The 20010-nt window shown below is 59.6% G+C and carries 24 protein-coding genes, 1 tRNA gene and 1 pseudogene; 10 read left to right on the forward strand and 16 right to left on the reverse strand.

The window, feature by feature from the left end:
* Window positions 1-30: 30 nt before the first annotated feature.
* The 6 genes from HX899_RS28565 to HX899_RS28590 form a co-directional block, all read right to left on the reverse strand.
* Entirely contained in the window at window positions 31-519 is a 489-nt protein-coding gene (locus tag HX899_RS28565; protein ID WP_181293952.1) for a cupin, read from the reverse strand.
* Between the two features lie 121 nt (window positions 520-640).
* Window positions 641-862: a hypothetical protein gene (locus HX899_RS28570; protein WP_180193656.1), complete on the reverse strand. Its 222-nt coding sequence runs from the start codon at window positions 860-862 to the stop codon at window positions 641-643.
* 141 nt (window positions 863-1003) lie between these two features.
* Window positions 1004-1795, reverse strand: coding sequence for an SDR family NAD(P)-dependent oxidoreductase (locus HX899_RS28575; protein WP_181293953.1), 792 nt, complete (start codon window positions 1793-1795; stop codon window positions 1004-1006).
* Window positions 1796-2138: 343 nt separating this feature from the next.
* Window positions 2139-2933 carry a potassium channel family protein gene (locus HX899_RS28580; RefSeq protein ID WP_138329548.1) on the reverse strand — a complete coding sequence of 265 codons (795 nt, stop codon included), beginning with the start codon at window positions 2931-2933 and terminating at the stop codon, window positions 2139-2141.
* 251 nt (window positions 2934-3184) lie between these two features.
* A complete protein-coding gene (locus HX899_RS28585; protein ID WP_181293954.1) occupies window positions 3185-3955 on the reverse strand; it encodes an SDR family NAD(P)-dependent oxidoreductase in 771 nt (256 codons plus the stop codon).
* Between the two features lie 238 nt (window positions 3956-4193).
* Window positions 4194-4943 carry a cytochrome c biogenesis CcdA family protein gene (locus tag HX899_RS28590; protein WP_181293955.1) on the reverse strand — a complete coding sequence of 250 codons (750 nt, stop codon included), beginning with the start codon at window positions 4941-4943 and terminating at the stop codon, window positions 4194-4196.
* A gap of 253 nt (window positions 4944-5196) precedes the next feature.
* Between HX899_RS28590 and HX899_RS28595 the strand changes: the two genes are divergently transcribed.
* Window positions 5197-5272, forward strand: a tRNA-Lys gene (locus HX899_RS28595).
* Between the two features lie 189 nt (window positions 5273-5461).
* Here the strand turns inward: HX899_RS28595 and HX899_RS28600 are convergent.
* From HX899_RS28600 to HX899_RS28605, 3 genes are all read right to left on the reverse strand, one after another.
* The gene (locus HX899_RS28600) at window positions 5462-5767 is read right to left on the reverse strand and encodes an ATPase inhibitor subunit zeta (protein ID WP_138329544.1); all 306 of its coding nucleotides are present in this window, start codon (window positions 5765-5767) and stop codon (window positions 5462-5464) included.
* A gap of 240 nt (window positions 5768-6007) precedes the next feature.
* The gene (locus HX899_RS35290) at window positions 6008-6208 is read right to left on the reverse strand and encodes a hypothetical protein (protein ID WP_138329542.1); all 201 of its coding nucleotides are present in this window, start codon (window positions 6206-6208) and stop codon (window positions 6008-6010) included.
* 127 nt (window positions 6209-6335) lie between these two features.
* Window positions 6336-6530: a hypothetical protein gene (locus HX899_RS28605; RefSeq protein ID WP_138329540.1), complete on the reverse strand. Its 195-nt coding sequence runs from the start codon at window positions 6528-6530 to the stop codon at window positions 6336-6338.
* 254 nt (window positions 6531-6784) lie between these two features.
* Here HX899_RS28605 and HX899_RS28610 point away from each other — a divergent pair, with 254 nt between their 5' ends.
* Entirely contained in the window at window positions 6785-6988 is a 204-nt protein-coding gene (locus HX899_RS28610) for a CsbD family protein (RefSeq protein ID WP_012757373.1), read from the forward strand.
* A gap of 88 nt (window positions 6989-7076) precedes the next feature.
* On the opposite strand, the gene HX899_RS28615 is transcribed toward HX899_RS28610, so the two are convergent.
* Window positions 7077-7304: a hypothetical protein gene (locus tag HX899_RS28615; RefSeq protein WP_181293956.1), complete on the reverse strand. Its 228-nt coding sequence runs from the start codon at window positions 7302-7304 to the stop codon at window positions 7077-7079.
* 146 nt (window positions 7305-7450) lie between these two features.
* On the opposite strand from HX899_RS28615, the gene HX899_RS28620 reads away from it, so the two are divergent.
* Both HX899_RS28620 and HX899_RS28625 read left to right on the forward strand, forming a co-directional pair.
* Window positions 7451-7621: a hypothetical protein gene (locus tag HX899_RS28620; protein WP_181293957.1), complete on the forward strand. Its 171-nt coding sequence runs from the start codon at window positions 7451-7453 to the stop codon at window positions 7619-7621.
* Window positions 7622-7953: 332 nt separating this feature from the next.
* Window positions 7954-9447: an FAD-dependent monooxygenase gene (locus tag HX899_RS28625; RefSeq protein WP_181293958.1), complete on the forward strand. Its 1494-nt coding sequence runs from the start codon at window positions 7954-7956 to the stop codon at window positions 9445-9447.
* A gap of 18 nt (window positions 9448-9465) precedes the next feature.
* On the opposite strand, the gene HX899_RS28630 is transcribed toward HX899_RS28625, so the two are convergent.
* The gene (locus HX899_RS28630; RefSeq protein WP_181294015.1) at window positions 9466-10203 is read right to left on the reverse strand and encodes a hypothetical protein; all 738 of its coding nucleotides are present in this window, start codon (window positions 10201-10203) and stop codon (window positions 9466-9468) included.
* A 1049-nt stretch (window positions 10204-11252) separates the two neighbouring features.
* Between HX899_RS28630 and HX899_RS28635 the strand changes: the two genes are divergently transcribed.
* Window positions 11253-11543 (forward strand): DUF982 domain-containing protein, encoded by a 291-nt coding sequence (locus HX899_RS28635; protein ID WP_012757379.1) that lies wholly within the window; start codon window positions 11253-11255, stop codon window positions 11541-11543.
* Window positions 11544-11727: 184 nt separating this feature from the next.
* Here the strand turns inward: HX899_RS28635 and HX899_RS28640 are convergent, their stop codons facing one another.
* Window positions 11728-12555: a nickel-binding protein gene (locus HX899_RS28640; RefSeq protein WP_181293959.1), complete on the reverse strand. Its 828-nt coding sequence runs from the start codon at window positions 12553-12555 to the stop codon at window positions 11728-11730.
* Window positions 12556-13103: 548 nt separating this feature from the next.
* Here HX899_RS28640 and HX899_RS28645 point away from each other — a divergent pair.
* From HX899_RS28645 to HX899_RS28655, 3 genes are all read left to right on the forward strand, one after another.
* Window positions 13104-13361, forward strand: coding sequence for a DUF982 domain-containing protein (locus tag HX899_RS28645; protein WP_011651896.1), 258 nt, complete (start codon window positions 13104-13106; stop codon window positions 13359-13361).
* A gap of 107 nt (window positions 13362-13468) precedes the next feature.
* Window positions 13469-13639 (forward strand): hypothetical protein, encoded by a 171-nt coding sequence (locus HX899_RS28650; protein WP_162039352.1) that lies wholly within the window; start codon window positions 13469-13471, stop codon window positions 13637-13639.
* Window positions 13639-13905, forward strand: coding sequence for a hypothetical protein (locus HX899_RS28655; protein WP_138389242.1), 267 nt, complete (start codon window positions 13639-13641; stop codon window positions 13903-13905). Before HX899_RS28650 ends, HX899_RS28655 begins: the two co-directional genes overlap by 1 nt.
* A gap of 173 nt (window positions 13906-14078) precedes the next feature.
* Here the strand turns inward: HX899_RS28655 and HX899_RS28660 are convergent.
* Window positions 14079-15576, reverse strand: a pseudogene (locus tag HX899_RS28660) (FAD-dependent oxidoreductase).
* Between the two features lie 44 nt (window positions 15577-15620).
* On the opposite strand from HX899_RS28660, the gene HX899_RS28665 reads away from it, so the two are divergent.
* Together HX899_RS28665 and HX899_RS28670 are read left to right on the forward strand one after the other, a co-directional pair.
* Entirely contained in the window at window positions 15621-16145 is a 525-nt protein-coding gene (locus HX899_RS28665) for a MarR family winged helix-turn-helix transcriptional regulator (RefSeq protein ID WP_181293960.1), read from the forward strand.
* Between the two features lie 111 nt (window positions 16146-16256).
* Window positions 16257-16733, forward strand: a complete 477-nt coding sequence (locus tag HX899_RS28670; protein WP_138329529.1) for a DUF2938 domain-containing protein — start codon at window positions 16257-16259, stop codon at window positions 16731-16733.
* Between the two features lie 213 nt (window positions 16734-16946).
* Here HX899_RS28670 and HX899_RS28675 read toward each other — a convergent pair whose 3' ends face one another.
* The 3 genes from HX899_RS28675 to HX899_RS28685 are packed head-to-tail and all read right to left on the reverse strand — an operon-like array spanning window position 16947 to window position 19941.
* Window positions 16947-17588 carry a ThuA domain-containing protein gene (locus HX899_RS28675; RefSeq protein ID WP_003539493.1) on the reverse strand — a complete coding sequence of 214 codons (642 nt, stop codon included), beginning with the start codon at window positions 17586-17588 and terminating at the stop codon, window positions 16947-16949.
* A gap of 18 nt (window positions 17589-17606) precedes the next feature.
* Window positions 17607-18707: a Gfo/Idh/MocA family protein gene (locus tag HX899_RS28680; protein WP_181293961.1), complete on the reverse strand. Its 1101-nt coding sequence runs from the start codon at window positions 18705-18707 to the stop codon at window positions 17607-17609.
* 34 nt (window positions 18708-18741) lie between these two features.
* Complete coding sequence (locus HX899_RS28685) at window positions 18742-19941, reverse strand: ROK family transcriptional regulator (RefSeq protein WP_003539497.1); 1200 nt, start codon at window positions 19939-19941, stop codon at window positions 18742-18744.
* Window positions 19942-20010: the final 69 nt, after the last annotated feature.

Here is a 20010-nt window from a genome sequence, read left to right on the forward strand (position 1 = left end):
CGATCAGATTGGCGAACGCGGCAAGCCCTGCTACCGCCATTTCTCGATGAGAAATCCCGATGGTCCTTGAACGGGATCGGTGTGGGGTAAGGGTACTGACGAGATTTTCGTCAGCGTTTCGCTAGAAGCAGCCGAAGTCTGAATGTCGGCATACTGTCCCCTAGGATAAGCGCCGATGACCTGGAAGTTCGACGTGCAGCCGAGATTCTGATGCCCTGTCCCGGCTGGAAGCACCAGACAGTCTCCGGCCGCCACCGCTATTGCTTGACCGCCGGGACCACCAATCAGCAGCGTGGCGCTACCAAGTCCAATCCCCAGCACTTCATGGGCACCGGAATGGTAGTGCTGATAATCGAAGACACCGTTTGCCCAGATGCCTGTCCAACCGTTTGCCGCGAAGCGACGTTCGAAATCGGTCGGTCCGCCGTCGGCAAACAGCCCTCTGTAAAGCAATACAGGAAGATGCGGGTTGTTCGGGACCCAGTCGCTCGGCCCGAAAATTATCGTCTCGATGTTCATGCTGAATTCCCAAGGTAGTGGTCGATTGCCGCGACGCAACGGCCATCGAGCCGTCGACGTTGTTCGCCCAAGTCTTTCGTTGCGTTTTCCATTGAACTCATCTGCGCTGATGGTCTCGAGGCTAAACCTTGGCGGTCGCCAGCGGTTCCTTGACGTGCCGTGGTTTCGGAGACGACGCATTGAGGTTAAGCTCATCAATGATGTTGGGATCGCCGGCGGCGGCCACGAATGTGGGGAACCATTCGAGGCCGGTTATGATGCCGTTTTGCAGACTGCCGGGAGGCACCTTGCCGGGCCAACGGACCATGGTAGGCGCGCGAAAGATCAAGGCTACTTCGAGCACCGTCTTTTCGATAAGCTACTGGTCTGCGAAAGGGTGAGAATTGGAGGGCTTTGGAAAGGCCGCCAAAATAGCCCGCCACCGCAGCGCATCGCGGAGACAACTTCCAACGAAGACGGTGCAGTGGCCGGTCGGTGGAGTGCGTCAGAGCGTGTCGATCAGGCCTCCGTCCACGCGCATCGAAGCTCCAGTCGTGGCGGACGCCAAAGGGGAGGCCAGATAGGTGACGAGATTGGCAATTTCCTCGACGCTCGCGGCGCGTTGGATGATCGAACCGGCGCGGTGCTTCTTGACGAAATCCGCCGCCACCTCCTCGATCGGTTTCCCTGTCTTCGCACGTTCCTCGGCGAGCATCGCCTCGACGCCTTCGGACAGCGTGGGGCCGGGAAGGACGGAGTTCACGGTGACGCCCGTGCCGGTCATCCGCTTGGCAAGGCCGCGGGCAACCGCGATGTCCGCGGTCTTGCTGACACCGTAGTGGATCATCTCGACCGGTATGTTAAAGCCGGATTCCGACGCGATGAAGATGACGCGGCCCCAATCGAGCTTCTGCATGCCCGGAAGATATGCGCGCGAGAGCCTGACGGCGGACATGACGTTCACCTGCCAGTGGCGGTCCCATACCTCGTCGTCCGCATCGAAGAAGTCTAGCGGCTGGAAGATGCCCGCGTTGTTGATGAGGATGTCCACGTGAGGAACTTGGGCGACAAGAGCGTCACATCCGCCAGCGGTTGCGAGATCCGCTGCCGCCGCGGTCACGCTTCCCTTGGCGCCTTCACCTTTCAGCCGGTCGGCGGCCTTCGCGGTCTTTTCTTCGGACCGGCCGTTGACCACCACGTCCGCACCCTCCCTCGCGAGCTGGCGGACGATTGCGTATCCAATGCCTTCGGTGGATCCGGTAACCAGAGCGGTCTTGCCTGTGAGGTCGATCTGCATCTTCTGCTCCTGTGAGGTTGGATGACAGAACGTATGAACTGGCGACCGGTCTCGCAACAGCCCACGATGCGGATAATCCTCTCGCGAGAGGATGATGTCGGCGGCTGCGTGCTCCCCGGCATGGGCGGGCTGCAATCCGACGGACCCGATTTGAAATGGTGCGCCGGGGCGGCGCAAACCAATGAGCTGGCACAACAACATCTGCGGGGCTGTGCTCCAACCTGAAGACGTGGCTCGCTTGCAAGAATCCACGTTCATTGGTTGTCCCAATACGATCCTGGGCGCCCTCTCAGACGACGACTGCGTGCGAATTCCTAGCGTATCGTCTAGCCAGGATCGACGGTCACGATCCCTCGTCCGGTATGTTCAAGACCTCTCCGCACGCCTTGCAATGAACGGCGTCGGCGTCATGGCGCTGAAGGCCGCATCGGTGGCAGGAATAGGTCACTTTGTGAGGGCGCACGACTGCCTGAGCAAGCCTGACGAATAGGGAGATGCCTACGATCATCGTCACGACGGAAGTGAGCTTGCCCAGCGTTCCCGGAAGCGTGATGTCTCCGAATCCCGTCGTCGTCACCGTCGCGACCGTGAAGTATAGCGCATCGACGAATCCTTCGCTTCCCTCCCTGTTGTAGAAGAAGGACGTATAGACGAACCCGGTTGCCATGAAGAGGAACACAAGCAGATTGATCACCGCCCGGACGACGTCGAGAAGGTATAAATAGCCGGCCTTGCGCAGCAAGTCCTTGAGCAGCGGACTCGTGCCGATCGCCCAGAGCCGCATGATCCGCAGGAAAGCGAAATTGAAGAGCAGGTCCGGCAGCAACAGCGTGGCCAACACCACGAAGTCGATCCAGGTCATCGGCCGCCGAATCCACTCGCGCACAGAGTATGCGGCGACCGCCCGGCCGACCATCTCGGCGGCGATCCACACTGCTATCGCATAGTCGATGATCAGATAGGACGGACCGGATCGCAGGTACGGGCCGAGCAGGAAGAAGGCGAGAATGGCGACGTCAATGGCAGCAAATACCAGCCGAAAGGTGACCGCCTGCCTGCCGTCGGCCCTATCGAGCCTTCGCAGCACCTGACGAAGCGAATTCTGCCGAGAGCCGTTGTCGGATTCGAAGGTTTTCATCCAGGGAATGTAGATCCCTCATTGGCGTCCGCAAGTCGCCAAGAGATCGAACTCCTCGGTGACAGTCTTTCTGCTCGACCACTCTTTCGCTCCGGGCCGAATTCGTGGCCAGTTTGCGTGAGAGCTATTGATGCTGGTCGAAATCTTAGATCAGCATCGCCAGCGCCTTTGCCGATGACGTAGGGCGATCCTTGTCCGGCAATTCGTTGTTTTCGTCTGGACAAGACTTGCACTGCAGGGGCGCCTCGATCTCAGGCGACGGACCATCCACCGTCCACCAGCAGGTTCGCGCCGGTGATCAGGCTCGCGGCCGGGGATGCAAGGAAGACCACGGCGCCCACCACATCATCGGTTTCACCGATCCGGCCGAGCGGAATGTGACCGAGCGTCGCTTCGCGATTGTCGGCATCGGATAGAAACGGTGCTGTGCCATCGGTGTGAATGAACGTCGGCGATACGGTATTTACGGTGACATCATAGCGTGCCCATTCGGCTGCGAGGCAGCGCGTAAGGTGATTGATCGCCGCCTTGCTCATGCAATAGATTGCCTCGCCGCGCAGTGCCACGGTACCGGCCTGTGAGCTGATGTTGATGATCCGGCCGCCATTGCGTTCGATCATGTGGCGGCCCACAGCCTGCGTCATCAGAAAGGTACCCTTGATGTTGACATCGAGTATCTCGTCAAGATCCTTCTCCTCAACGAGTTCCGCGAGATTGCCCGGAGCCACGCCGACATTATTGACGAGGATGTCGATCCGACCGAACGTCGCAAGCGCCGCGTCGACGGCTTGCGCGATATGGGCCTTATTGGGAATGGCCAGTTCAACGGGCAGAACCTTTCGTCCCGCGCCCTCCAGTTCGGCAACCAGGCTCGCCGACGCTGCGACATCGCGGACCCCCAAAACAATATCGGAACCTGCTGCGGCACAGGCAAGTGCGCAAGCTCGACCGATGCCACGGCTCGCTCCCGTCACTAAGGTCACCTTGCCCTCAAGGCTGAAGTCCGGCGCATTCTTCTGCATCACGATGCCTCCCTCGATGAAGCTCCATTTATGGCAGCGTCGGCGTGCGGATGCCAGATGTTCTGCGAGCGCTGTCCCTTTGACCAATGGGCGATCCCGCAACGTGGGACGCTTTTCTCGATGGGCCCCGCAAAAAGCCGCATTGCCCGTCGGTTTCAACACACGACGCGACAGCGCGGGAGGAAGCGGAGGAGCCCACGCACCTGCACCATGGCCTGGAAAATCGGCAGCCGGTGGCCTAGCCGATCTGCATCAGGATCGGAAACGTCTGCTGGAACCAGATCGCCACATTGCTGACCCATCCGAACAGGAAGGCGAGACCGGTAAGCACGAGGAACAGACCCATCACCTTTTCCACCGTGCCGAGATGGCGGCGGAAGCGCGACAGGAAGCGCATGAAGGCGCCGGAAAAGCCGGCGGCGATCCAGAAGGGGATGGCAAGGCCGAGCGAATAGATGGCGAGCAGCCCGGCGCCGGAGCCGACCGTCTCGCGCGAGGCGGCAATGCCGAGGATGGCCCCGAGCACCGGGCCGATGCAGGGCGTCCAGCCGAAGGCGAAGGCAAGGCCCATGATATAGGCGCCTGTCAGCGTCGCCGGCTTGCCGCTGCCCTGGAAGCGCGCCTCACGCGCCAGCACCCCGATTCGAAAAAGGCCAAGGAAATTCAACCCCATGACGATGATGATCAGCCCGCCGATCTTCGACAGCAGGTCGAGATGCTGGCGAAGCGCCATGCCGATGCTCGAAGCACCGGCGCCGAGTGCCACGAAGACGGTGGCAAAGCCGAGCGTGAACAGCAGAGCCGAGAAGAAGACGCCGCGCCTGACGTCGGGCGCCACCGCCACCGCACCGCCGCCGCGGAACTGCTCGACGGAAATGCCGGCCATATAGCAGAGATAGGGCGGAACGAGGGGCAGCACGCAGGGCGACAGGAAGGAAAGCGCCCCGGCAATGAGCGCGCTCCACAGGGAAATATCGGCAATCGACACGCATTCTCTCCGGCTGCAATCTGCGTGATGTTCCTAGCTTTGCAGCCAAGCGATTGCCAATCACCTTTTTGCGCGCGCAAGAAATCTGTCTTCGCTCGTGCAGGACATCGGTCTTTGCACGCAAGCCATTTGTCTTTGCGCCCGCAAGAAATGTGCCGGGCGCAGAAAAAGGCAAATTTTTCGGTTGACCGCAATGGGTCGCCTGCCTATGTTCCGCCCACTTCCAGCCGGGGTGGTCACACCCGCGGAGAGGGAGAGCGTAGCTCAGCTGGTAGAGCAACTGACTTTTAATCAGTAGGTCTCGGGTTCGAACCCCGACGCTCTCACCAAAATTTCAAGCAATATCAATACTGTAGTATGTGTAAAGGGCGTCAGTGATTGGGGCCCTTTTACGCACTTTACGGCACATGACGCAGTTTTACGGCACATGACACATGGGCATGTAAAAAACCGCCGGCTGGTGAGGCCGACGGCTACATATCGTACGAAACGCGCCCGCAGTGCAGGTCGCTTGGTGCTTAAGGCTGTCCAGCGGCCTCGACCAGAAATTCACTCATCTTTGCTGCCACGTCCTGCTCGCTGACGTTCTGACCAGCCGCTTGAAGATCCGCCATAGCTTTCGAGAGAACTCCAGCGTCTCCACCCCCTTTAAAGCGGGCATCAGTGATTTCAGCGCCGTAGCCCGCAACATCATCCCGACCAATGAGGCCTGCAATCCATTGCGCCAAAAGCTTGTCCATGCGAGATTTGAGCTTGATGGACCTCTCGGCGTCTTGGAAGTATTGATCCTCCATCGCCTTTTTGCGGTCTCCTAAGTCGGCCATCGTTGTTTCTCCCTGATTTGTGTCATCTCCGCCTACAGAGTATTTTTAGCACATTAAACGCCACACCATCTGATTTAACGTGATGATTGGCGTTCACGACGAAGTCATCATCTCTTTGGACATCGTGTGCACGGGATTCTATCCGCACCTGCCGCAAGCGAGAGCCTCACGAAGCATCGCTTTTCGCAATCATGAACGGGTTGGCAAGCGCCGGTATAAATTTCACGGAAAGAAGCGATCCTAGATCAACAGTCGCAATAACGCGCCCTCATCCTTCACGCCATGCTGGTACGAATGGATAACCCGCCGAGCCAGATCTTCACGCTCGGTGTCTGTTGTGATTCGTCGCACTGAACTGATGTGGTCGAATACTCTCTGGCAGAGGGCAACCTCTTCGTCGCCCAACACTGTTTGTGCTTCGGCTATCTGGGATAGGATCATGATCGCTCTCACTTCCTTCGGATCGATAGGAGGGTGGAACATCTGCTTTTTAAGCGAATGAAGGGAGACACAAGGTCGTGAGGTCTCGCGCCTATTTTCGGGATAGGTCTTTGTCCCAATCTGACAACTAGTTCTCGTTCGGCCCGCTCCACACATAGGCAGACGCCGGCTTTCTCTGGGCATTCCAGATCACTTCGTACCCCATCTTCTCAAGCGACAGTAAAGCGCCAAGCCTGTCGTCATCTGACAGGCTTCGCAGAGAAACGTTAAGTGCGTCCAAGCCACCTAAATTGTAGAGGTTCACGAATACATCGAGTGCCATTGTTGTTCTCCCTGTGGAGCAGTATAACACAAGAGGAGGGGAGTGTTTTCTTTATGCATAGATAAATATTTCATACATCTATTCGTTCTTCACGAATTATTTATGGTTTTCTTCATTGGGGTGTGGATGTTTGACATGGGCAGCGCCTTGCGTCTTTACCGCTGGAATTGAGCCTCGCGGAAATCCGCTGAGACTCAGGAACCAATTTCCACTGCGATCCGTTTTCTCCTCATCAACAACAGGAGAAATCCACCATGGATTGGAATCGTATCGAAGGAAACTGGAAGCAGGCGAAGGGCAAGGTCAAGGAGCAGTGGGGCAAACTCACCGACGATGATCTCGACCAGATCGCCGGCAAGCGCGACCAACTGGAAGGCAAGATCCAGGAGCGGTATGGCATCGAAAAGGACCGTATTAAACGTGACATCGATGACTGGTCTGGTCGCCAGACTTGGTAATGCCAGACTTGGTATGACTGAACAAAAACCCGGTGAAAGCCGGGTTTTTGCTGCCGAAGGAGTTAAGCCGGCTGATGACTGTCGGATGTCATGAATATCCGCCAAAAGCCAGGAGAAGGGCGCCGAGTGCGATAACGGCGAGCGCCGGCCAGTTTTGCGATATCCCAAGGAACCTGAGGCCTTGGCGCCGTGGTTCCAGCGTGGTGCCGCCTTGCGGCGTTTTATGCGGATCACTCGGTCTTCGACCAAGCACCGAGGTAAAGAGAAAAACAAGTCCGCCGATGATGAGAGCGGCTCCGGTGAAGATTGCCCACATGATGGCCTCCGCTAGCGATGACGATGCGGATTAAACAAAATCCGGACCTGATCGTTCCGTGAATGCTACTCACGTGAACAACCGCCGCGTCGGAACCAAAAGCGCTCGCATTGAATTTGACCGCTGAGCAATCCTGGAGATCCCTCATGGATAAGACACCGAAGACAGCCATCCGCGGAATGATGTTGTACGTGCTCGCTCTTCTCGTCCAGGGGGTGCTGGCAGGCGCCGCCTACACGATCTATGGCCATCCCGCCGATCCGTCCGAGCGACCGGCGGCCGAGACGATTCCGCAAAAAGCTCCGGCTCCGCAGTAAGATACCTCTTTCCGAGGATTGATTGATCCGCTTCGAGAGCAACGACCACGGACGGCGCCTGCCGCATCCAGCGCCCACCCGGTTAGGTCGTATTGAAACGCTTGGGCTCCTCAGCAAGAGACCCGCAAGTGGCAGCCAATAGGGCTTTGGAGAGCAAGCCCGACATCCTGTCGCAAGTCCTTCCAACCAGTATAGAACTCTTATTATAGGAGGAACAACCTGCGACAGAGAAAATCGGCATCTGCGCAGAAGCGATGAGATTGGGGAGAAGCAGTGGGGGCGAGCTCTGTCTGGAATCCTGAAAGAGTGCGTCGGAACAGGGGAGTTTGCGGATGAGGGAACATGAAGTCGTGATATCAGGGGCAGGGCCGACAGGCCTGATGCTGGCAGGCGAGCTGGCCTTGGCGGGCGTCGACGTCGCCATTGTCGAGCGCCGCCCTGACCAGGGGCTTGCCGGTACGCGTGCCGGCGGTCTGAGTGCGCGCACGCTCGAGGTTCTCGATCAGCGCGGCATCGTCGACCGGTTCCTCGCGGAAGGGCAGGTAGCCCAGGTCACGGGGTTTGCGGTCACGCGTCTGGATATCAGCGATTTTCCGACCCGGCACAATTACGGGCTGGCGCTGCGGCAGAAGCATATCGAGCGCATTCTGGCCGGCTGGGTCAGCGAGCTGGCGGTGCCGATCTATCGCGGCCTCGAGGTAACGGGTTTCACGCAGGACGATACCGGCGTCACCATTGAACTCTCCGATGCCGCGTTGCTCAGGGCAGGCTATCTCGTCGGCTGCGATGGAGGCCGCAGTCTGGTTCGCAAGGCTGCCGGCATCGAGTTTGAAGGATGGGATCCGACGACCGGCAACATTCTGGCCGAAGTAGAGATGGAAGAGGAGCCGCCGTTGGGCATCCATCGCACCGCCCTTGGTATCTATGCCTTCGGCAGAGAGGAGTACGAAATCCAAGACGGCAAGATCGTCTTTGCCAAAGAAGGTCCGATCGGCCTGATGGTGCCCGAGAAGAATGCCGGCGCGACGATAGAGCCGACGCTCGGAGATCTCAAGGAAGCGCTCATTGCCGCCTTCGGAACGGATTACGGACTCCATCGTGTCAACTGGATTTCCAGGTTCACCGACATGTCCAGGCAGGCGACGGCCTACCGCAAGGGCCGGGTACTCCTCGCCGGCGATGCCGCCCATGTGCATTCTCCGGTCGGCGGGCAAGGCCTGAATACCGGTGTGCAGGATGCCGTCAATGTCGGTTGGAAATTGGCCCAGGTGGTGAAAGGCACGTCGCCTGACGCCTTGCTCGACACCTATCATGCCGAGCGGCATCCGGTTGCTGCCCGCGTGTTGCGCATGACAATGGCGCAGGTGGCGTTGCAGCGGACCGACGATCGCACCGAAGCCTTGCGTGACGTGGTAACGGAGCTGCTTGGCATGGAGGAGCCGCGCAAACGGATCGCTGCCGAAATGTCCGGATTGGCGATCCATTACGAGTTCGGCGAGGGGCATCCGCTGCTCGGCCGCCGCATGCCTGACCTCGATCTCACCACGCCTGATGGTCCTCTGCCTCTCTTTACGCTGCTCCAGGATGCGCGGCCCGTGTTCTTGAACCTCGGCCCGCCCGGCAGCTTCGAAATCGGGCCGTGGTCGGACCGCATCAAGTTGGTCGACGCCGGATATGACGGCGCCTGGGAACTGCCGGCGCTGGGCTTGGTCTCCGCGCCAACGGCAGTGTTGATCCGGCCCGACGGATATGTGGCCTGGGTGGGTGACAGGATGCAGGATGGTTTGCAAGAGGCGATGAATAGCTGGTTCGGTCCACTCGGCTAAACACCGAAAAAGCGCTGACTAAGCGGCGAGCGAGATCAGAGCGCAATCCGATATCGTCGCGGCATCCGGCATCGGTTTGCCGCGGCGTTCCCATGTCCGGCGGCTGATGCCGAAAGCCTCCCAGGGGCGCACTTGGCTGAAAGAATTGGCGAGATAATCGGCTCTGGAAAGCGCGCCGTCGGCACGGCGCTGCTCCTCTTTTCGGCTTCGGTCCCGCTGCCGCCGCTTTTCCTTTTGAAGTTTTGCTCTCTTCCGTTTCGGCACATCGAATGCACCGATTGTGCGGATATCGAGGGCGCTCCGTTCTGCGTAGCTTAAGTGCAGAGCATGGCCGAGGGCGTCGGCGGACAAGTCGGAAAAGCGCACCTTTGTCCGCTCGTAGATGACGTCCTCTATGTCGGCTTTCCCAGCCCAGGGAAGCCATCGCGCCGCCCAGCCGAGGACCACCTCAACAAACTCTTCCTTGAATTCGACAAGGGCGAGGCCGGCGATCACCTCGACGTAAATCAATGCGTCATCGGCCTCGGGCACGATGTCTCCATGGCGATGCCTGATCAATTTTTCGATCTCGCGCATCCGGCCGCGGAAATGGTTCCAACGGCTGGCCCGCATGCGGCGCTGGACGGCTTTGTAACCGAGCAGACAGTCGCCGATCTTGATGGCTGTAACATCCCGCGCCAAGCCCTCCGGCCGATCGCCTTTTGCAGTCTGCTTTTCCGATTGAGCCGCTTCATCCGGACCCACAAGACCAGCCATCGATTGTCCTTTACCATCTGCCTTGAGAGGTCGAAACGGCTGACTGTAAAGGAAGACCGAGGGGGTGATCATCCACTTTTTGCGCTGATCACACGCCATTCTGCGGATAGTCGAAGAAGCGGCGGTAGTCTCGATTCGAGCCCGACGCTTTGAGTAATCTGGCGAAAGACATTGCGGCAGCACTCGGCAAAACGCCGCTCGACGTGCAAATGTCAGCCCAGCCCCGCCAAGTAGGACGAGCGCTCTCAATCCCTATGGATCCATCGGCGCAGAGGATTTCATCGTCCCTCTGATCGCCGGCAGGAGAAGGCGCGGTTGAGCCGCCGCACTTTACTTAAGCAACGTCTGTAATCAGCGGAAGCCGAAGAAACTCAAAATCGCGAGCACGATAACGACAGCGCCGACAAGCCAGATCAAATTGTTCATGGGAAACCGTTCTCCTGTTGAGTGTCGGGCCGTTGTGACCCGATCACTTAACGGTGAGGCAGGGCTTGGAGTTCCCAACCGGTCCAATTGCTGTAGCGTGCCGCCCAATTTCCGGCTCTATGCCTTTCAATAGCTGCACGAGCGAGCATTGCTGGGTCTGAACCCATCCGCACATGCCGGGTTTACCGATGTATTCCGCTGATATTGAAAGTCCTGGTGATCCTGCCTTGCAGGCGACGTGCAGGAAGACGTGAACGCGGACACACCGATCAGCACTCCCGCTACCAATGGAAAAAATCGGTTCATCTGAACGTCTCCTCATAAGCTTGTCATGGTCGCAATCTACCATGCCAACGCGAGCCTATACGAAAACTTCTGGCCCGCTAGATCACGCTCACCTGAGCCGAAACATTCGCACGATTGATCAATCAATCTATAATCGTGATGCGTCGCGCCTCAGTCGATGATTAAAGTCACGTAAGTCTAGCCTGGTCGGGCTATTCTGTCGTTATGGAAGTAGTTTCACGACGTTAATAGTCAAGCGGACGCGATTTCGACTTGAATAGATTGTGGTTTTTGAGTAAAATTACACCATAAAAAAGTAATATAAATGGGAGGATACTATGTCGTCAACTCGGTTCGATCCGATTCTGCTTCATCGTCAACATATCATCGATGAGGTCACGTGCCTCGATGAAATCTTCGATGTTCTGGACGGGTGGCCGGAGGACAAACGGGGTTTGGCATATGACACGCTGTTGAAGGCGTGCAGAGATGCGGCCAACGGGCGTTTCCCGCTGAGCGCTGCGCGCGAGAATTTCCGGCGGTTCCTGAACATGGCTGGCGTCCTTGCGAAGGTCGAGGGTGGCCCCAAATTCGACGGACCGATGAACCATCAAATTGGTAACGCTTAGTCAGATATAGGCCTGTTGGGGGCTGTCTGCATGGCAGGGAGGGCGCGCCGTCACATCAGTTGCGGCGCGTTCTGGTTTCCATATCAACAGATCGTATGATCGCCTATTTCTTGGCCACAAAGCGCCGCGGCAAGCCCTGCCAGGAGGCAGCCGGCAGTTTGGTGGGTGTCGGATCCAACAGATCCTAGTTTACGCCGGCATTGGCCCAGTCGCATCGGAAGACCAGCATGGGCTTCGAGAACCCCTTGAACCGTCGGCGCGTTGCGTGAGCGAAGAGATCGGCGGCGCCGTACTCCCGAAAAATATTCTCCGAGACGAGGATCTGGTCGCTGGAGGCTGCCGAGCATAGTCGCGCGGCAAGTTGCACGGTCGAGCCGAAGAGGTCGTTGCTGTCCTCGACCGGCTCGCCGCAGTCCAGTCCGATGCGGATATGGATAGGCTCGGTGTTTCCGCCGTTGTAACGCTCGAATTCCCGCTGGATCGCCATGGCGCATTCGACGGCTGCCGTTGTCGCGGCGAAGGCGGCCATGATGCCGTCGCCGGTGTGTTTCACCTCCCGACCTGAATTCTGGCTGAGGCATCGGCGCACGATAGAGTCATGGGCTCGGACCATTTCGGTCGCAATCCGGTCGCCGAGGCGCGATGTCATCGCTGTCGATTCGACGATATCGGTAAAGAGGATTGCCCGGTGGCCGGGATCCACCTGAGCGGAAGATTGGCCGGGCGCCGGCTCAGGGTCATGGATTCGGCCAAGAAAAGCCTCGACCGCTGACAAGGCGACCTCGACGATCTCGCCGGCGACGAAGCCGTGCGCCTCGCGATGCACACATTGCGCAGTTTCGGCATCCGGCGCATCCACGAGGCAAAAGGCGGTCCCGCGCCGCTGATCGAACCAGTAGGTCAGGAACTTGACGCCGTACTTGTCCTGGATATCGAGATCCATGCGATGTGCCTGAGCAACGTCAGCCGCTGACGTTCCTTCAAGAAAGTGTCGATCCATGAAAATAGGCATCGCGCGCTCCTCCCAGATCCGGCGCGTGCAGGATAAATCGCATTGTACGACCCGGATGAAACTCCGTCCACCTCTGGCACAATCCATGAGTGATTAGAGAGGTTCTTGCTTCCAGCAATGCATATGAGTTGCTGTAATCATTATAGAGTATAAAAGGAAAGACTGAGTTTTAATCAGCGGACGTGGGATGTAAGCCCGATATTTACCATAATCAGTCGCTTAATGACTGGTCGGGGGAGCTGTCGGGGTCTTCAGGCGTTCCATGTTCTCAAGCGCGGCTGTTGCCGGATCCGGGAGGGATGGAGAAACACGTCTGTGACGGCCATGATTGACGAGAGCATGATGCCGAAAGTGTGAGCGGTTTTCGGGCGACGTCATGCTCTAACTATATAATGTAGAACAGGATTCAGATTTTAGGCCGACCTAGTCTAAAATCATCCTGTTCTATGATCAAAAGCCACGCTTCGGCCGGTAGGCGGCTTGCCAACGGCACGCAAATTGCATCGTATTCCATGAGCTCCACCGAAATTGGGAAAAGCTGTAGCAAAGTGAGACAGACGGCACATTTTCGACCGGTTGGCTTGGCCTCAATGGGGCTCGGCCATTATGCCGTTATTAACTCTGTGTGGGACGCCGCGCGCACGCTCCTGCGCGACTGGCCGGTAGACGACGGCGAAGAGTATTTCGAGGCCGTCAAGTCGTGCCTGGATGCGATTATCGGCGATCTCCCACCGGAACACGTGCGGGCCGCCTTCATCAGGGCGGCACAGGAGGCCGGCATTGCCGTCATAGAAGCGGCGGACTGAATACGCTCCGCGCTTCCCCACCTATCCTCAAAGCCAGATCGTCCCGACGCTTGACTTTTCCTGCCGAAGTTCTAACTTAGAACAAAACAGGAACATTGGAGATGATCATGACGCATACGGAACAGGTGATCGCCAACGCCCTCGCGCTTGTCGAAGCGTCCCGCGCAGCCCGCGAGCGAGATCAACAGCGACGTGCCGCCTGGCAGAGAAAGGTCGAACTCAGCCGGCCGCTGCCGCCCTTGCCGCGGCCGGTTCAATTGCCATTGGCGCTGAACTGATGCAGCCGGCAAAAACCTTGGAACCCCATCGGGCACGCCCCGAACAAACTGGACCTGGTCAAGCCTGGCCGGACCAAACCTGGCCCGATCAAGCCTGGGAAGTCGAAGCCGTGCTTGCCTGGCATGACGACAATGCCAAGGCGGCGATACGCTCGCTGCTCGATGACTGCAAACATCTCCGCCAGCAATTGGCGCTGGCGGAAAGCGTGATGAGCCGCGGGATGGCCCGCGGATGGGCGCCGCGATACGAGCGGGATGCTCTCTGAAAGATTCGATGCCGCTTGGTCTATGGTGCGGCATCCTCCAACGCTCCTCAGGATGAGGCTCTCTTGGGCCTTGTGCGGCGGCTAGCAAACGAAAGCGCGCTACTCGGCGTGGCGATTGGCTACGGCACACCTGTTTTCAGACGCGCCGAGACCGTGGCGCTTTGAGTTGCCGCTTACGCAGCAAGGCCGACATTTGCGAGATAGGCTTCCAGAGCCCAGGCGTGAGCAGACGCAATGATAGCGCCCACGTAACCGTCCGGACGCACGAGCACCCAGTCGCCCGATGTCAGGCCGTAAGCATCATGGAAATGCCCGCCTTCATCGATGACATCTCCACGCTCGCCGATCCTGTGGATATGCAGGCCCGGGCGCGGCGGCACGGCGGCTTGCTCGGCCTCGTAGCCCAGCAGCGTCCAGTGCGGCCCCCTGAACAGTTCGAACAGACGCGTCGGCTGGCCGGCGACACCTTTCAGCGGCGCATCGGGCGCACGGTCGCCCGCAAGCAGGCCGGCGTTCCGCTCCGGCTTTTCCAGCGCGAAGGAGGAGGAGGGATAGCCGATATCGAGTTGATGCACATCGCGGCCGCGCCGCATATCGCCTCGCTTCATGGCGTCGAGAAGATTGGTCGCCAGCCCGAGCACGGCGGCGGCGACCGGGCGGCGCTCTTCCTCATAGCTGTCGAGCAGCGCGTCGGGGGCACCGGCAGTGACCGCAGCCAGTTTCCATCCGAGATTATAGGCGTCCTGAACGCTGGTATTCAAACCTTGTCCGCCGGTTGGTGGATGTGTATGGGCGGCATCACCGACCAGGAACACGCGGCCGAGCCGGTAGCGATCGGCAAGCCGGGCGTTCATATGGAAGGCTGACGCCCAGGAGACTGATTGGACCTCGATGTCGTCGCGGCCGGTGCGTTCCTTCACCAGGGCAGTCAAGCCTGCCCCGGAGAGGTCGACCTCGCCTTCGAGCGGGATGGGTGCCTGGATCTGGAACAGATCCGTCGCCGCGAGCGGGCAAATGGCCATCTGCCGCTGCATGTCGCCATCGCCGAAGCGGTGCCATACGTCTCGGTCCAACCCTGTCAGAATGACATCGGCGACCATGGCGCGCACGCCGAGCGTCTTGCCGGGAAAGCCGATATCCAGCGCGTGGCGCACGAAGCTGCGGCCGCCATCGGCGCCGACGAGCCAACGCACGCGGACGGCCTCTTCACCGGATGTGCCCTTAAGTCGCGCAGTCACGCCGGCCTCATCCTGTTCGAAGCCGATGAGTTCGCATCCGAACTCTGGGCGATGCCCAAGCTCGAGCAGCCGCTCGCGCATCACGCCTTCGGTCAGGAACTGCGGCACCATCAGCGGAAGATGATAGGGCTCGGTCGGCGTCGGCTCCCCACCCACCACGGCGTCGGATTCGCTGACGCTGCCGTCGTCACGATATTCCCGCTGCCGGGGGATAGGTGCCGCCGAGCGCGACGATCCGGTCGAGAATGCCGAGATCCTCGAACACCTCCTGACTTCGCGGCTGAATACCTTTGCCGCGCGAACCGCGGAACGGGTCGTTCAATTTTTCGATCAGGCGGAAGGATACGCCCCGCCGCGCCAGCTCGATTGCCAGCGTCAGGCCGGCAGCCCCGGCGCCTGATATCAGCACGTCGACTGTGGAATTCTCTGTCATTGGCTTCTCCATATGTGTATTATGCACATAATAGGAGAATCGGCATGACGTCAACAAAGAATGTGCAAAATACACATATAAGCGGAAAATTGCGCGAACTGCATGGGGCTTTGATCGAGATCGTCAGCGTCATGAACCGCCCGCAGCGCGACGAGCAGATGGTCCGCGAAGCGGGCATTTCGCTCGATCGCGCCCTGTTTCCGCTGCTGGTCACGATCGAACGGCTCGGTCCCATCGGCGTGGTCGAACTCGCCGACCGCGCCGGGCGCGACTACACCACCGTCAGCCGCCAGGTCGCCAAGCTCGAAAGTCTCGATCTGGTGGAGCGCCGCGGCAATGCCGCCGACCGCCGCGTGCGCGAGGCGGTCATCAGCCCGAAGGGCAAGGCCATGACCGATCGCATCGACGTCGCCCGCGAGCGGATGGGCCGCGCCATCTTCGAGAGCTGGGAGGAACATGACTTCAATGAACTCGTGCGGCTCATGCGGAAATTTGCCAAGGATATCAGTGGCGATATCGGCAATGGCGCGGGAGAAACTGAGGGCGAGGGCGGACCGCAGGCGGATTAGCCTCGGAATCCTTTCCTTATATGGCCTTTGAATTCACCGGAGCCATTGCGCCGGCGCGTCGGCGATGATCTTGTAGCGTCCTGCAATCGCAACGTTTTCCGGTGATTCCCAATGTTCGATATTCTGTGGCGCGGCCTGGTGATCGGCGCCGGCGCAACCATCCTCATGGACCTCTGGGCGATCCTGCTCACCCAGTTCGGCCAGTCGGCGCCCAACTGGGCACCTGTGGGACGCTGGTTCTGGCACCTTCGCCGCGGCAAGGTCTTTCACGACAGCATTGCCGACGCCGAGCCCTATGCCCATGAACTGGCGCTCGGCTGGATCAGCCATTACGCCGTCGGTATCCTCTATGGGCTGATCTTCGCCATCATCATGGGCTCGGCCTGGCTGGCGGCCCCGACATTTTTTCCCGCCTGGATCTTCGGCATCGTCACCGTCGGGGCAGGGTGGTTCCTGCTGCAGCCCGGCCTCGGCATCGGCTGGGCCGCCTCCAAACATCCGACCCCGAACAAGGTCCGCTGCTTCAATCTGCTGGCTCATACGGTTTTTGCGCTGGGGCTCTACGGGACGGCATTGATCATCCGCTGAGATCGCGGGCTGCCCCTCACCCTAACCCTCTTCCCGTAAACGGGGCGTGGGGACGTGCCCTGCGAAAAGTTGGCGAGGAACGGAGAGGTCGCGGCATCCCCCTTCGCCCCGCAAGCGGGGAGAAGGTGCAGGCAGGCGGATGAGGGGCAACCCTTGCCAGAGGGCTCCATGTCTTGGCCCCTCCTCATGCGGCATCCGCCTCAACAGCCTAGCCTACCGCGCAGCCCAGTTGGCGCCGCGGCGGAAGATGGTTTTCATCTGGGGAACGTCGAACTCCTTGGCTTGGTGGCCGAGCGAGGAATAGAAGACGCGGCCCTTGCCGTATTTCCGCTTCCAGACGACGGGCATGACGACGCCGTCGATCCAGTAGGCGTGTTCGCCGGTGAACTTGGTCGTCGCCAGAACCTCGTTCGACGGGTCGACATGCATGTAATATTGCTCTGACGTATAGGGGAAATCGGCAATACCCTCCATGAGCGGATCGTCAGGGCGGGTGATGTTGACGGTATAGTCGATGATGTTGCCGGGGTGAGCCACCCACTGGCCGCCGATGATGAACTGGTAATCGACGGAGTCGCGGAAGGCATCGCCCGCGCCGCCATGATAGCCGGCGATACCGACGCCGCTTTCGATCGCGGTCGCGAGGTTCTTGACCTCTTCCTTCTCGATCTTCGACATCGTCATGATCGGCACGACGAGGCTGAGATCATGGACGGAAGGGTCGGCAAGCGCCTCGGTGCCGTGTTCGAGGTAGACCTTGAAGCCGTCCTCCTCGAGCATGGTCTTGATGATTTCGGCGCACTCCTGCGGCTCATGCCCGCTCCAGCCGCCCCAAACGATCAGTGCTTCACGCATAGTCTTTCCTCCTGAAACTTATTTCGTCAGCCGTCCGTCGACGATGGAATCGGACAAGGGGGCAGGGCGCTCCGTTGCCGTGGTGATCGTGACCGTCCGGCCGGTTGCGGCAGCGGTGTGGAACGCTTCCATAACTTCGAGCACATGCAGCGCCAGATCGCCATTGGCGCGATGCGGCCGGTTGGAGCGGATCGCATGCGCCATGTCGGCGACGCCGAGCGAGCGGTAGTTGCCGTCGGCATAGGGTGATGTGACCGGCTGGTCCTCGAACGCACCGCCCTTCTTCAGATATTCCACAGGGCCGGCGAACTTGTTCGGATCGGGAACGATCAGCGTGCCCTCGGTTCCGTAGACTTCCAGCGGCACATGCTTGTGGCCGGCGACATCGAAGCTCATGGCGATCTGGACGACGGCGCCATTGGCAAAGGCCATCATGCCGGTGACATGGGTCGGCACATGCACGGGAATGCGCTCGCCGTTGCGCGGCTCGCTTGATATCAGCCGTTCCGATCGCGGCGTCGTCGCAAAACCCGCAACTTGAGAAACCGGCCCGAGAAGATTGACGAGATCGGTGATGTAGTAAGGACCCATATCGAGCATCGGCCCGCCGCCAACCTCGTAATAGAAGGCCGGGTTCGGATGCCAGCGCTCATGGCCCGGGCACATGAAGGTTGCCGAGCCGCCGACCGGCTGGCCGATGACGCCTTGGTCGATCAACGCACGGGCCGTCTGGTGGCCGCCGCCGAGGAAGGTGTCGGGGGCAGCGCCGATGCGGAGATTCCTCGCCTTTGCGGCTTCCGCCAATTTTTTCCCTTCCGCGAAATTAATCCCGAGCGGCTTTTCCGAATAGGTATGTTTGCCGGCCTCAAGCGCCTGCAATGCCACGGCAACATGGGCCTTCGGGATCGTCAGATTGACGATGATCTCGACCTTGGGATCGGCGAAAAGCTCCTCGACGGTCTTGACGGGAACGTTGAATTCTGCAGCCTTTGCTTCTGCCAACTCCCGGTTGAGATCGGCGACGCCACGGATCTCGAGAATGGGAAAGGATGCCATCGCCGTGAGATAGGCGCCCGAAATATTGCCGCATCCGATGATGCCGATACCGACCTTGTCCATGAATTCCTCCATTGAGTCTTGATTGTGACGCCCGTCAGAGCGCCGGCCCTGTCGTGCTCCAGGGCGATTCGTAGAGTTCGTAGAGCGCCACCGCCGCCGCACCTTGCGCCCAGAAATCGTCGGTCGAATCGTCGAAGACGAGTTCGCTCACCCCGCGCAGCGATGGCGGAATGGCGAGCGCATAGGCATCGCGCAGGCTATTGAGAAAGGGTTCGCCGAGCGCTAGGCTCGATCCGACCAGGATGACCCGCGGCGGCGCAAACAGCGTGACGATGTTGGCAATGGTCAAACCTACCGCTTCGCCGGCGCGGATCGCGGCACTGATCAGCCGGTCGTCATCGGCCTTGATCAGCGCCTGGGCATGGTTCATGCCGCGGCCGAGACGGATCGCTTCGGCAAAACGCCCGTCGGCCTGCTGTTCGCCGAGGATCGCGCTTTCGCCGGCCTGGCTGAAAAGCCGGACGACGCCGTTCGGTCCCATGCCGAGCACGAGGTCGCCGAGATTGTGGCTGAGTCCGCCGGCGCCGCGAAACAGGCTGTTGCCGTGCAGGACCCCGAGCCCCAGCGTCTGTTCCAGCGAAATCAGCACCATATCCTCGAGATCGCGGGCCTTTCCGAACCAGTGATGGCCAAGCGTGATGGCGTGGGCGTCGCTTTCGACAATGGTCGGCGTTGCCAGCCGCGTCGACATTTCGGCGGCGAAATCGACATTGGTGTCGCGAAAGATCGGGCTGCTGCGGATATATCCGGTGCGGTGCTCGATGACGCCGGGAAAGCCGAGGCAGACGCTGTCGACATCCTCCAGCGAAAGCCCGGCATCGACGACGCAGCGCCTGACGCCATCCTCGACCAGATCGGCGATGACGCCGATCGGCTGCCGGTCGATGCGGATCGGCAAGGCGAGCTTCGACAGCACATCGCCGCGGAAATTGGTGACGACGAAGACCATCCTGTTGGCGGCGATCTTGGCGCCGACCACGCGGGCGGCATCGGGATTGAGCTCCAGCATCACCCGCGGCCGACCGCGCACCGCCTCGTTGCGGATATCGCCTTCGTGACGCGGCAGGATCAGCCCGTCGTCGAGCAATGAGGCGGTGATGGCCGAAACGGTGGTAGTGGAGAGTTCGGTACGCTCGCTGATCTCTATCCGCGAGATCGGACCATGGCGCCTGATGGTATCGAGCACGTTCAAGCGATTGATCGCGCGCATTAATTCGGGATCTGCGGTCTTCATTGGAACTAGCCAGGCGAGCGTTTCGTTGGGGCGGAACCCAAATATTTTTAACGGGTTACGAAATAAATA

The sequence above is a fragment of the Rhizobium sp. WYCCWR 11146 genome (assembly GCF_013591995.1).
GTDB lineage: Bacteria > Pseudomonadota > Alphaproteobacteria > Rhizobiales > Rhizobiaceae > Rhizobium > Rhizobium indicum.